The 14310-nt window shown below is 45.7% G+C and carries 10 protein-coding genes; 9 read left to right on the top strand and 1 reads right to left on the bottom strand.

Translation table 11 applies throughout. The features are described from left to right. Positions 1-107: 107 nt before the first annotated feature. From ACTTKA_RS03990 to ACTTKA_RS03950, 9 genes are all read left to right on the top strand, one after another. Positions 108-689, top strand: coding sequence for an RNA polymerase sigma-70 factor (locus ACTTKA_RS03990; protein ID WP_442724061.1), 582 nt, complete (start codon positions 108-110; stop codon positions 687-689). A gap of 66 nt (positions 690-755) precedes the next feature. Next, a complete protein-coding gene (locus tag ACTTKA_RS03985; protein WP_442724060.1) occupies positions 756-1733 on the top strand; it encodes a FecR family protein in 978 nt (325 codons plus the stop codon). Positions 1734-1859: 126 nt separating this feature from the next. Further along, positions 1860-5267, top strand: a complete 3408-nt coding sequence (locus ACTTKA_RS03980; RefSeq protein WP_442724059.1) for a SusC/RagA family TonB-linked outer membrane protein — start codon at positions 1860-1862, stop codon at positions 5265-5267. A gap of 14 nt (positions 5268-5281) precedes the next feature. Next, positions 5282-6814 (top strand): SusD/RagB family nutrient-binding outer membrane lipoprotein, encoded by a 1533-nt coding sequence (locus ACTTKA_RS03975; protein ID WP_442724058.1) that lies wholly within the window; start codon positions 5282-5284, stop codon positions 6812-6814. Positions 6815-6897: 83 nt separating this feature from the next. After that, positions 6898-7773: a glycoside hydrolase family 16 protein gene (locus ACTTKA_RS03970; protein ID WP_442724057.1), complete on the top strand. Its 876-nt coding sequence runs from the start codon at positions 6898-6900 to the stop codon at positions 7771-7773. 425 nt (positions 7774-8198) lie between these two features. Next, positions 8199-10244: a TonB-dependent receptor plug domain-containing protein gene (locus ACTTKA_RS03965; RefSeq protein ID WP_442724056.1), complete on the top strand. Its 2046-nt coding sequence runs from the start codon at positions 8199-8201 to the stop codon at positions 10242-10244. A 78-nt stretch (positions 10245-10322) separates the two neighbouring features. Further along, positions 10323-11099 (top strand): class I SAM-dependent methyltransferase, encoded by a 777-nt coding sequence (locus ACTTKA_RS03960; protein ID WP_442724055.1) that lies wholly within the window; start codon positions 10323-10325, stop codon positions 11097-11099. A 47-nt stretch (positions 11100-11146) separates the two neighbouring features. After that, entirely contained in the window at positions 11147-11791 is a 645-nt protein-coding gene (locus ACTTKA_RS03955; RefSeq protein ID WP_442724054.1) for an HmuY family protein, read from the top strand. 17 nt (positions 11792-11808) lie between these two features. After that, the gene (locus ACTTKA_RS03950; RefSeq protein WP_442724053.1) at positions 11809-13341 is read left to right on the top strand and encodes a PepSY domain-containing protein; all 1533 of its coding nucleotides are present in this window, start codon (positions 11809-11811) and stop codon (positions 13339-13341) included. A gap of 19 nt (positions 13342-13360) precedes the next feature. Here the strand turns inward: ACTTKA_RS03950 and ACTTKA_RS03945 are convergent, their stop codons facing one another. Beyond that, positions 13361-14308, bottom strand: a complete 948-nt coding sequence (locus ACTTKA_RS03945) for a CPBP family intramembrane glutamic endopeptidase (RefSeq protein WP_442724052.1) — start codon at positions 14306-14308, stop codon at positions 13361-13363. Between the last annotated feature and the right edge of the window lie 2 nt (positions 14309-14310).

The following is a 14310-nucleotide window of genomic DNA, read 5'->3' as shown; positions in this document are numbered from 1 at the left end:
GATGTGGGATATTAAATGATTTCATGTAAAATGTTTACCCAAATATGATAGCAGGAATCTGCTGAGAAACGGCTGTCATATTTGGGTTATGCCATCATACACATTCAATGGTAAATAATGTCGACAGACTTGAGGCCCTGAAAAATGGTTCGAAGGAAGCCTTTGAAGCCATTTATAAACAATACGCGGGAAAACTGTATCATTTTATTATCACGCTTTCGCATGGTAATCAATATATGGCGGAAGAGATTCTTCAAGCCACATTTGTTAAGCTATGGGAAATACATCCGCAGGTAAATCCGCAAAAATCAATTCTTTTCTATCTGTCTTCTATCGCGAAGAATATGCTTTTTAATCGATATCAACGGCAAACGATCGAATTTCTTTATCAGGAAAATTTAGCTCGTGAAAAATCTTTCTGCGACAACGATATAGAAAAAGAAATCGATCGAAAATGGTTTGAAGAGTATTTACATCAAGTAGCGGATAAATTGCCTCCGGCGCGAAAAAAGATTTTTATTTTAAGCCGGTTAAAAGATTTATCGACCAAACAGATTGCCGAGATGATGCAGATCTCGGTCAGTACGGTAGAGACTCAACTTACGTTAGCTACTAAATTCGTACGAAAACAATGCGAAAAAGATTATGATAAACTGTTCTTCTTTTTCTGGATGTTGTCTTTTTTATAAGAAGAAGAGAATCTCTTAGCGGAATATGGTTCTTAAACTGTACTATATAAAAAGAGAAAACGAAAAATGATCGATCAACATTATATAGATATTTTTGAAAAGTTTCTTCGTAACGAGATATCGGAAGAAGAAATTGAGGAATTACAGGCTATTATGTATATCAATAAAGATATACAACGTTATTTTGAAGACCGGCTTGCCGAAACCGAACATGCTATTCATCCTCATTTGCAACAGAAAGTATTCCGTGCGATTGTGCGGGATATCGAGCAAAAAACAAAACGTTCTTTTCTTCTGTCCTACCGCAAAAAAATATTACAATGGGCGGCTATTCTTTTACTGCCTTTGATTTCCGGAATAACAGTTTATTATTTCATGTCGGAAGACGGTCGGCACGCAACTCCTACCGTTTTTACAACGCAAAAAGGCGAGAAAGCGGAAGCGATACTCCCCGATGGTAGTAAAGTTTGGATCAATTCCGCTTCTACTCTCCGATACGATGATCGGTTCAATCGCAATGAACGGGTCGTTTATTTGGAAGGCGAAGGATATTTTGAGGTTAAACCCGATGCCGACTGCCCTTTTACGGTAAAAACGCCATCGATAGATATTCAAGCCTTAGGAACATCGTTTAATGTGCGCTCGTATGAGGCGGATCAAGAGGCTTCGGCCGTTCTGCTCGAAGGAAAAATAAGAGTAGTGGCTTCGGGACAGGAAAAAATGCTGCAAGTAAATCAGCGTATCCTTTTCGATAAAAAAACACAACGATTTGTTACGGACCGGGTGCAGGCTTCCCATTTTATCGAATGGAAAAAAGGAAGCCTTTATTTTCATAATCAGACATATTATGACATAGCTGCGACGTTATCGAGGATTTATAATGTAAATATCCGGGTAGCTTCGGAAGAACTCCGTCCGATGCGTTTTACAGGAACACTCGGAAGTAACGGAATTAAGAACGCGCTTGATATATTATCGCTAACCTCGCCGATGCGGTATGATGTAAAAGATACTGTTATTGTCCTCTATCATAAAGACGGGTAGTTAAAGAATATTAAACACAACGATTCGATAGCGTAAAATTTTGAGCAAACTGTATTCTATATACATGTTTTCACAAAGTTTATACGTTTGAGGCAGTTTGTATCATATTAATTTAACTTTTTGTCTATGAATGAGAATCTATTACAAAAGAAAAACGAAACATGGAGTTTGAAAAGACTCTTTGTTTTTCTTGTACCGTTGTTTTTGGTTTTGCCGGTCTATTCGCAGATTACTGTAAACATACAAAATGTACCTTTGCGACAAGCGCTTGGCGAAATAGAAAAAGTCAGTGATTATCGTTTTTTTTACAGCGAATCATTAACCGTATTGAATCACAAATGTTCCTTACGAGTTACAGATGCGAGCATCGATGCCATAATGCGTGAATTACTTGCCGGTACAAATGTTACCTACGAGAAGAATAATCTGATTATCGCTCTGATTCAAAAAGGAGTTAAAAATCAAAAAAGTAAGGTGGTTGTACGTGGACGTATCATTGACACGCAAGACGAACCTGTTGTCGGAGCCAATATTATAGAAGAAGGCGCATCCGGCAACGGAACGATCAGTAACGCGGACGGTGCGTTTACTTTGGAAGTAAATCAGGGAGCTATTTTGAAAATATCGTACCTCGGATATCGTGATGTAATACTTCGTACGACAGGAAAGACCTCATTCGAGGTTGTTCTGGAAGAAGATACAAAGGCATTGGGCGAAGTGGTTGTAACAGCCTTAGGCATTAAACGGGAAGAGAAAGCCTTAGGATATGCCGTACAAAAGATCGATGGTGAAAGCTTGCAAAAAGTATCGGGAGTAGATGTCAGCACCTCGCTTACCGGAAAAATCGCGGGACTTTTAGTACGAAATCCGACTGATTTCAACGTTGTTCAATCCATCACGATTCGTGGCGAGGAACCTCTCTTAGTCATCGACGGAGTGGCGTATGCCAATAAGACGTTACGCGATATTTCGTCCGAAGATATCGAATCCATTAACGTGCTTAAAGGAGCTACGGCTTCGGCTCTTTATGGTTTCAGAGGTTCGAACGGAGCTATTTTGATTACAACTAAGAACGGAAGTTCGGGGAAGATCGGTGTAACAGTCGATTTCACGACTAATACGTTATTTTCGTCCGGTTATTTGGCTGTTCCCGAAAAACAAAGCGTATACGGACGTGGAAAGGATAACGCGTACGATAAAAATTCGACTGAATCATGGGGTACGTTTATGGACGGATCGATCAAGAATCAATGGGACCCGTTTCTGAAAGAATATCGCGATTATGAATATCTTCCCGTCGGAAAAAATAACTTCAAGAACTTTCTTGAAAAAGGATACATAACCAATAATAACGTAAACGTCTCTTTTAAAGGAAAAGAAATCGCTTTGCGAAGCTCTGTTAACTGGACTCAAAATAAAGGACTGTATCCTAATTCCCGGCTGAATAAGTATTCTTATACATTAGGAGGCGATATTCAGCTCGGGAAATTTCAATTATCCTCCAACATGTCGTATGCGAAAAGAGAGTCGCCTAATATGGGCTTTAATTCATATAAAGGATATGACCCGATGTATTCTCTGCTCATCAACTCTTCGGCCGATTTTAATATTCTGGATTATAAAAACAATTATTGGCTAAAAGAAGGAGAAATACAGAATTATACGTACAGAAGTCAGGTTAATAATCCGTATTTCGACAGTTATGAAAAAACAAACGAGGTCTCCAGAGATATATTCAACGCCGATTTGTCCGCAAGCTATCAAATCACGGAATGGCTCAAGGCTACCGTAAGATCGGGACTGGATTTTTATATCGACCGCGGAAAACTTCGAGTATCACGAGGGTCGTTCGTATCGACAGGCGATACCGGTATTCCGGGAAATCCTTATACATGGAACGGAACGAAAACGGGAGCTTATCTGACCGGACGAACACAGGGATTCAGTATGAACAATGATTTTCTGCTTACGGGAAATCGAACGGTTTTCGATCGACTTGAAGTCGATTATCTGGCCGGTGGAACGATATTCTACAGAAGAGATGATAACATCAATGCTCAAACGGATGGAGGGATTTTTGCTCCGGGCTTCTTCTCGCTCAAAGCATCGGTAAAGCCACCCAAAATAGGAGAAAGTATGCACGAACAACAGGTAAACTCCCTCTTTGGCCGGCTTGCACTGGCTTGGAATAAGATGATCTATGCCGAAGTAACCGGACGAAACGACTGGAGTTCCACATTGGCCGGTCCTCACGTACCGAAGTCCGATATGTCTTATTTCTATCCTTCGGTATCGGGAAGTTTCGTCGTCTCCGAATTATTGCCCGAATCAACCCGGACATGGTTGGATTTATTAAAAATCAGAAGCTCTTGGACTCAATCCAAAACTCCGGCCGCTATTTACGCCATCAATCAAGGATTTTCCGTAACCACGGGTACTTGGAATAACATGAATGGAGCTTCGGCACCTCATACCATTTATCCGGCCTCTGTCCGTCCCAATGCGTCGCAAACGTATGAAGTCGGGGTGCAAGGTATCTTTCTTAAAAACAGATTGTCGGTCGATGTTTCCTATTACGACAAGAATATGTATGACTTTTTGAAAAATGCAAGTATCTCTCCGGCTTCCGGAATGACGAATATATTTGTTAATCTTGACGAACGAATCTCACGTCGGGGATGGGAGGTTTCCGTAACGGCTACCCCCGTAAAAACGCAAGAATGGCAGTGGGATATGGCATTCAACTGGTCTACTTATAAGCGTGTTTATACTCAACTCGATTCAGTCTATTCGACTAAAAAACCATGGATCAAAAAAGGAGAACGTGTAGATGCCTACGTTGCGAATGATTTTATGAAAGTTCCGGGAACGAATGATTATATTTATCACAACGGACGTCTTCAAAAAAGCAAATATCAATCCGTTATGGGATATTCCGATCCGGATTGGCTATGGGGCTTTCATACGACGTTGAGGTATAAAGATTTTTCGCTGTTCCTCTCGTTCGATGGAGTCGTCGGAGGATTGATGGGCACACGAACCGAAAGTTATATGTGGCAGATGGGAGTACATCCTCAATCCGTCACTCCCGAAAGAGCTAAAGACGTAGAAAATCCGGGGTCATTGAACTATTTGGGACAAGGTGTGAAAGTCGTATCCGGTAAAGTCACCTTCGATACGGACGGGAACATTACAAGTGACACGCGGACGTATGCCCCGAACGATGTTTATACGACTTATAAGCAGGCAATGCAGGATTTACACGCCAGTAGCGCGTGGGGAGGCTCTGCAAGCCCGGCCGATATCTATTCAAAGACGTTTATTAAGCTGCGAGAGGTCTCCCTCACTTATCATGTGCCACGATTATTCCTTGAGAAGTGGGGACCTGTGAAAAATGCGTCGATAAGTTTCATCGGACAGAATGTATTCTTATGGGCTAAAGATTTTAAATATTCAGATCCGGACGGTGGAAACGAAGATTTTGCCGATCCATCTGTCCGATACCTGGGAGCAAACATAAAACTAACCTTTTAAACATGAATATGACAATGAAAAATCGGATTTCTATCGTTGTGATCATTTTCGCTTCATGCATAATTGCTTCGTGCGATAACTTTGAAGACATGAACCAGAATCCGGATCAGCCGAACAAGGTTTCTCCGGAGATGCTCGCAACGCAAATACTGAAAAATACGTATCGCTTCTGGAATCCTGTTCCGGACGACTTTCAGCAGGGTACGAATCTTATGAATAAGCATATCGCGCTGTTGCGCACCAATCCGAATCCGGCACAATATTTCTACTCTTACTATCCTTACGGCAGCTTCGGAGCGTACGCGGGGCTGACCGATCTGCGCTTGATGTCGGAATATTCGAAAGGCACGAAACAGGAACCGTCATATAACGGATTAGAGCTATTTCTAAAAGCTTCGTTTGGGTTTTCGGCTACCTTAAACATGGGAGATGTCCCCTACTCCGAAGCTGGGAAAGCGCATGAAGGGATTACTAAACCGAAATACGACAAGCAGGAAGACGTTTTTAAACAAGTGCTGGAAGATTTCCGGAAAGCGGAAGAGTTTTTTGCCCGCGGTGAGAAATTTGATGGCGATATGATGTTTAACGGCGATGCAGAGAAATGGAGAAGGCTCTCCAATGCAATGCAGTTGAAAGTTTTGCAGACGTTGAGCCGGAAGATTACCGACGAACAGAAAACACGCTTCGCCTCAATTGTCGCAGCCGGTCATCTGATGCAGGGTAATGACGATAATTTCAGACTTATTTACAGCGATAACCCCAATGCCGGCTATCCGTTCTGGAATGGTGAAACACATCGTTCATATACGGCCGTCTCGAAGTTGTGTGTCGACGCGTTAAAGCAGTTGAACGATCGGCGTCTCTTTTACTTTGCCGAGCCGGCCGAGAAACTGATCAAAGAAGGAAAGAAGGAGTCGGAGTTTGACGCGTACGAAGGTGCGCCTACCGAGTTATCAGCCGAGAAATTGGCGGTCAATAACAGCACGGGAATGTATTCGCTAATAAATAAGCGTTATCCGTTGTACCTTGACGGAGAGCCGATGCTGATCTTTACTTATTCGGAGCAATGCTTTATCATTGCCGAAGCGATTGAAGAAGGATGGGTGAAGGGCGATGCCAAAGATTATTACGAGAAAGGGGTTCGAGCCATGCTGGAGTATTATATGAATCTTCCGCATACGAAAGAGCATGTACACGGGATGGCTATCGATAAAGATTACATCAAAAACTATTTTACGGGAGCTGCCGCTTATGCCGTATCCGGATCGAAGCAAGAGCGTCTCCAACAAATTTGGACGCAACGGTGGTTGATCGACTTCTTTCAGGGGAACGGGGGAAACTATCCGCAGTTTTTACGTACCGGCTATCCGGTTTATCCGCTTGATGCGTCGACTTGTATGAACCCCGATGACAAAACGACTTATCCCAAACGATGGATGTATCCGACCAGTGAACAAACGGCTAACCCCGAAAACTATCATAAAGCAATCGATGAACAGTATGGAGGGTATGACGGAATTAATCAGGTTCCATGGTATTTAAAATGAAGATAGATTAGATGTGTGGTCGTGTCGGAAAGCGTATTTCCGTTTTTCGGATCTGCTTCCGGCACGCCTTTTTACGCTTATTTATGATGATGACTTATAAAATGTATCTGTTTACGATGGCCTTTCTCATCTTGTTTGCTTGTAATAAACAGAAAGAGGAAAAACAACCGAATGAAGATTTTCAGCGTATTATTACTCCGACCGGAACATGGAATCTGGTGTGGAATGAAGAATTCGATTACGACGGACTGCCTGATACAACGAAATGGAGCTACGATACACAAGGTAACGCGTGGGGTTGGGGAAACAACGAGGCGCAATACTACACGGCGGCCGACCCCGATAATGCGTGTGTGAAGAATGGTATCCTTACGATTACGGCCCGGATGGAAACCATGGAGAACAAACGATATACGTCTGCTCGTTTAATCACGAAAGAAAAAGGAGACTGGCTCTACGGACGTTTTGAAATATGTGCTAAGTTGCCTCGAGGAAAAGGCACGTGGCCGGCTATCTGGATGCTCCCGACTCAATCGGAGTACGGAAAATGGCCTGCCAGTGGCGAAATCGATATCATGGAAAACGTAGGTTATGATCCGGATCATATTGTGGGTACGGCGCATACGCAACGTTATAATCATACTAAGGGGACACAGAAAAGCGCGACGCTCCATATCCCAACGAATTCGACCGATTTTCATGTGTATGCTCTTGAGTGGGAAGAGAAAGAATACCGGCTGTATGTAGATGAAAAACTTTTTTTTACTTTTACCAATGAGGGAACAGGATATGCCGAATGGCCTTTCGACAAAAAGTTTCACCTTATCCTGAATTTGGCCATCGGAGGGAATTGGGGAGGACAGCAAGGAATTGATGACGCGTTATTTCCTCACCATTTCTATATCGATTATGTACGGGTCTATCAGAAGTTATCTGATTCCGGTTCTTCTTCGAAATAATCTGAAATGTTTTGGACGAAAAATCGAATGAATTTTACGTTAACAGGGCGGATGGTAGTCAATTTTCAGTCCTTCGGACATTTAATTGTTGAGTAGCTGTTAGCAATCTGTTTTCAGCAGTCTATCAATCAAATAAATAAACAAACTAACCATCCAACCAACACTTTAGCCGTAAAGGTCGCTAAGTCTATGAAAGAACCGAAAGTCTTTTAGCCGTTTAAACAACTCAACACACTGATGTCCGAAGGGTATTCCTCCCTATTTCTCGTGATTTCTACCTTTTCAAAATCCCCTGTTTTAGGGATTGCTTTTTTGTGGAGGCGGGTTTACCTTTGCCCCGTCAAAATAAATGAAACCTCAGGGTTATGTTTAGGTTACGTATATCATCATTGAAATATATATTACTTTTTTATCTGATAGTTTGTATGAGAGGGCATGCATCGCAGAGCATTGCCCGGCTATCCGAAGAGCAGCCGATCTCATGGAGGGAAGACGATGATTCGTTAGCAATCAACAAGTTCAAACTCGATGAGGTAGTCGTTACAGCCACGCGTACCCCCAAACGTCTTTCGCAATCACCTGTTATCACGCAAGTAGTAACCGCGCAACAGATCGAAGATCGCGGGTTATCCGATATAAAAAGTTTGCTTACCCAGGAGATTCCCGGCCTTGTATTCAACGAAGTGGGCTTCGGCACGAGCATCAATTTGCAGGGACTTGGCGGAAAGCATATCCTTTTTCTCGTAGACGGCGAACGCATGGCCGGTGAAACTGGCGATAATATCGATTATCAACGTCTCGACCTGAATAATATAGAACGCATCGAGATTGTTCAGGGTGCCGCTTCGGCTCTTTACGGTTCGCAGGCAATGGGAGGAGTAATCAATATCATCACCCGCAAGCAGAAGAAGCCGTTTTCCGTGTCCGTTTCGGCTAAATGGGCGCAACCGTACGAACAGAACTTTACCGACGTAGACAAGGATGATCGCCTGCGCGTGTACAAGCGTAATGCCGACCGTCCGAACCTTAATACCGATATTACCATAGGCGGTAAGTGGCGTAAGTGGACGGGGAAATCGGTACTCTCGTACAAGAGCGCTGATGCTTACCGGCTGTTCGATACCGACAGCGTGGTGAAATACTTTCCCGAATACGATTATACGCTCCGTCAGCCGCGACATACGACGCCTACGCTGGTCTCGGGCTACGGCGGACATAATTTCACACAGACAATCACGTACGCGCCTACCGAGAAACTCAGCTTCTCGGCCAAAGGCAACCTTTATGCTATGAATAAGTACGATCTTTCGCTCGATAACAAATACGAACATAATGCCGACGCTTCCGGATCGGTGAACACGGTCTATCGCCTCGGCGATTTCTCCGATCTTCAAGTCTCCCTCTATGTCGATAATTATAATCGTTACCATGCGTTAGAGTTACTTCCCGGACAAAAGGAACATATCTATCGTCATCGTCTTTTGCAGCCGCGTGCGCAGTATACGTTTCGCATCGGAAGCAAGCATGCCCTTAATGCGGGCGTCGAATATCTGTACGAAAGCCTTTATGCCGACAAGTTCGAGGCCGAGCGTTATCAGGAACGCAACCAACGTTCAGGTTCACTCTATGTACAGGATGACTGGAGCGTGACACAACGTTTCTCCGTCGTTGCCGGTGTACGTGCCGACTATCATAATGCTTACGGATTTAATATTTCGCCCAAGGTAGCAGCCATTGTTAAACGTTTTCCTTTTACATTTCGTTTTAATTATGCCGCCGGATACCGGTCGCCCAACCTTAAAGAGCTCTATATGAACTGGGATCATCTGGGCATGTTTATGATTTACGGAAATGCGGCCTTGCGTCCCGAACGCAATCATTATTTCTCACTCTCGGCCGAGTATGTTTCGGAATATCTCTATGCCGTGGCTACGGGATACGTAAATCTGTTTTCCGATAAAATCGAAGGCGTTTGGACAAACAACCAGACCGAACTGCATTACCACAATATCAGCTCAACCACATTAGCCGGTGCCAATGCCAATGTGCGGGTCAATCTGCTGAAAAATCTATTCGTGTACACGACTGTCAATTATCTCCATCCCAGACGAACAGGCGGGGTGCGCCTGAATACGCAAAGCATGCTCACCGCAACAACGCGCGCCGAATATGCTTTTCGTATAGGCAAACAACATGTTGTCTTGAACGTATCCGGCACTCTGCTCGGTGCGAAAAAATACAGCGTGCTGGAAAAGATTCGGCCGAACCATACCGAAGTGGAAGCGTATTACACGGCGCGTGTGCAGGGCTACAGCCTATGGAATGCATCGGCTACGTGGCGCTTCTCGGAGCGAACTCGTCTTACACTGGGCGTCGATAATCTGTTCGACTATCGCGCCGGAATCATTAACTTCAACACCTATACCGGCCCGGGACGAAACGCTTTTGCGGCCGTGTACTGGTCGTTGTAATGCGACGGCGTGGCAGACTAAAATTAAAACATAAACGAGAACAAAACGGATTGATTTACTCAAAATAAAAAGAACGACATGGATCATCATCAAACGAATACTCAACAAGGTCACTGGATCTTAGCCCGGATGGGCAAGAAAGTACTCCGCCCGGGCGGAAAAGAATTGACCGCCAAACTGATTGACGGATTGAATATCTCTCCTTCGGACGATATTGTGGAGTTTGCGCCGGGATTGGGTTTTACGGCCGCTCTGGCACTCAGGAAACAACCGAAATCATATACGGGCATCGAACTGAATGAAACGGCTGCAGCCCTGTTGCAAAAGAACATTTGCGGCGACAATCGGCAAATCATCGTAGGAAGCGCCGCCCATTCTTCTCTGGGCGCGGAATCGGCCGATAAGGTCTACGGCGAAGCCATGCTCACGATGCAGAACGATCGGCAAAAGGCCGAAATCATCGGCGAAGCCTACCGTATACTCCGCAAAGGCGGATATTACGGCATCCATGAGCTGGGATTTACACCCGATTCCCTCGGTGAAGAGATGAAACACGAGATTCAGAGAGCCTTGGCGCAGGTAATTAACGTAAATGCCAGGCCGCTTACAGCCAACGAATGGGCGGCTTCGCTCGAAAAAGAAGGATTTGAAATCGTACGCGTCGAAACGAATCCGATGCACCTGCTGGAGAAGAAGCGGGTCATCGATGACGAAGGATTTTTCAGGGCGTTAAAGATCGGGTTCAACATCCTTACACATCCTCACGAGCGTCAACGTATCAAAGCCATGCGCGATACGTTTCGCCGTTACGAGAAGCATCTGAATGCCATCGCTATGATAGCCGTAAAAAAGTAAAAACAGATCAAATCAATATATTTTTTCATTCACAAACAGTAATAAAAATGAACCGATACATTCTATTATCAATTAAAGTGGCAGCCGTTGCGCTGTCTGCTTTATTTTTCGCAAGTTGCGACAAAGATCAAAAAGAAACACCATTATCTTTGGCTGTTAAACAACATACGCTAAGCCGCAAAACCGGCTACGGCAACGACTGGGTCTATTATTCCTTCGAGTCGGGCAAAGAAATACAGGGCGTCAACGAAGAAAACCGCGCCGGCCGGCTCGACTGGGACGTGGCTTTCAACCGTTATAACAATATCCGTACCAATAGCGGCACGTCGGGCAAAGGAAAAGGCGGCGCGCGCGATATGGGAAAAGTGGCTTTCAAGAGTGTGAAGGTGGCTCCGACAGACGGTTATATCGTCGACCAAAAAGACAGCATCATGTTCGGTTTGGGTACGTTGCTGCAAGGCGGACAGGCCGAAATGGGCCCTTCGACACTGAACGAAGTACTGAAGGGGGCTATTGTCTTTTCCGGACCGCCGCCCACGTACACGATGAGCGAACATGTCTTCCTCATAAAGACAGCCAACGGGAAATATGTGAAGATGCAGGTCGAAGGATTTCACGACAAGGAAGGAAAATCGGGTTACGTAGCCTTCCGTTATGTCTATCAACCCGACGGCTCCCCGAAGTTTGAATAAACCTGTCGGCTACTTCCATGCGTTTCTTTACCAAGTATCATAAATGGATCGGACTGTTTTTTACGTTCTTCGTCCTGATGTTCGCTATTTCGGGCGTGTTCCTCAACCATCGCCGTGCTATTACCACGTGGGACGTCGCACGGTCGTGGCTACCGAAACAGTACAGCTATAACAACTGGAACAACGGTGCCATCAGCGGAACGTTGCCTCTGAGCGGCGGACGTGTGTTGATGTACGGCGGTAGCGGTGCGTGGATGACCGATACGCTTGGCCGTTCTCCGCAACCGCTGATCGAGGGCATACGTCGAGGCGCCGATAACCGCAACCTGCGTGCCGTGACACAGACTGCCGGCGGCGAACTTTTCGCCGTGTCGCCCTTCTGCCTTTATCGCTTGAAAGAAAATACGAACCGTTGGGAAGAGCAATCGGTAACGACGGCTCATGAAGCTTTTACCGACGTGCAAGTGAAAGACGATACGTTGTTCGTCGTTTCCCGTTCGCATATTTATGCAGCAGCGCCTCCCTACACCACGTTTGAACGGATACAGTTGCAGCAGCCGGAAAATTATACGTCGAAAGTGTCGCTTTTCAGAACATTCTGGTTGCTGCATAGCGGTGAACTTTTCGGGACGACCGGCAAGACAGTCGTCGATACGATCGGCGTTCTTCTCATCGTACTTTGTTTCACGGGGCTTATCATTACATTGTTTAAGATTCCTATCAAACGACGCAAGAAAAAGGGCGTCAACAGTCCGAAGCTAAAGCAGACATGGACTTTCTCGCTCAAGTGGCATGCCAAGCTCGGTTATCTCTTTTTTATCCTGCTGCTTATCATCACCGTGACGGGAATGTTTTTGCGTCCGCCGTTGTTGATACCGATCGCACGCGCGCAGGTGAAGCCTCTTCCCGGCTCGACGCTCGAAAGCGATAACCCTTGGCACGACAAATTGCGCCGCCTCCGCTACGACGATCGACAGCAGGGCTGGCTGCTCTCTTCGGGCGACGGCTTTTACGCGCTCCCGTCGCTTCGTTCCGTTCCGCAGAAGCTTACGAATACGCCGCCCGTGAGCGTGATGGGAGTAACGGTTTGGCAAAAGAACGGAGCGGACGAGTGGTTGATCGGTTCGTTCAGCGGATTGTATCGCTGGAATATCAGTGAGCAGGCCGTGTACGATTATCTTACGGGCGAAGCCGTCGCGCCTCGTCGTTCGTCCGGACGCCCGTCGTTTAAAAACGCCGTGAGCGGTTTCTCTTCCGATTTCTCGCAGGGAGAGGTCTGGTTCGAATACGCGAAGGGCGCGTGTATGAAAGAAGAAGTCGCCTTTGTTCCGATGCCGGATGCCTTGGTCGACGCACGCATGTCGTTCTGGAACGTCTGCCTTGAGTTGCATGTGGGACGCTTATATTATTCGTTCCTGCGTAGCTTGACCGATTGGTACATCTTTTTCGCCGGATTGCTGATGCTCTTCCTTGTGGTTTCCGGCTACATCGTTTACCGAAAGCGATACCGCAAGAAACGGACTCCCCCCAAAAAGCCTACGGCTGCTTGACAGTAGTCCGTATCGGGCTTTACGAAAGGACGGGAGAGGGAGGAGGGACGCGGCGTGTCAGGATGCCGAATTTCCATTTGTAGATGAATGCGAGGATACCGATAAACACGATGCTGGAAATAACGGCGATGAACAAATCTTCGCCGGGGTTGATGATCTTGGCTTTAAACAGTGCATCGGTTCGGAGCGCTGAGCCTTCATACGTCATCAGTATGGAGCCCAGAATATTATTGATCGAATGAGCGCCCATGGCCAGTTCGATACCGTCGTCGAGCAGCGAAATCAGCCCGAATGTCAGTCCGATAAGGAAATAGTTTGCCATCATCACTCCGAAGCCGTATTTGGCTACTTCAGGATTGGCCGAATGCAGGAGTGCAAACAGTACGGAGGGAATCAGGAGTGCCCACAGGCGGCTGCCTGTCCATGAAGCGACGCCTTGCGCCAGATACCCGCGGAATACAAATTCTTCGCACGACGATTGAATGGGGAGCATCGTCAGACTGATGATCGTTAGAAGGATAAACCGTACGGGTTCGAAGCGAAATTCAAAGTTGTCGGGGTCTGTCATGTAACTGATAACAAACGATACGATCAGCAGAGTTCCCCATACGGCGAGACCGACAAAGAAACGCGACCAGCGGACACGCTTTGTGCCGTTAATGACCTCTGTCCATGACCGTCCGTGAAACGTTTTGATGATCCATATCACGGTAGCCAGAAGTACGACAAACGTGAACGCCATAGAAGCCAAAAAAAGGTTCGAATCCAGACCGGACATCATACCTTCTTGCGAGATGCTGTTCATATCCGTGAGTTGTTCCGGGTTTTGTATCCAGCTGCCTATTAAAACGAAGAATAGAGGGATGGCACCAACGGTGTTCGCTGCCATAAAACCAATAAATATCACGAGTAAATACCAGTACCACTGGCTCTTTTGTGCGGTAACGCATTCTAAATGATTAGTCATGT

The organism is Tannerella sp. (assembly GCF_052170195.1).
Lineage (GTDB): Bacteria > Bacteroidota > Bacteroidia > Bacteroidales > Tannerellaceae > Tannerella.
This window is presented reverse-complemented; position numbering and strand designations above follow the sequence as displayed.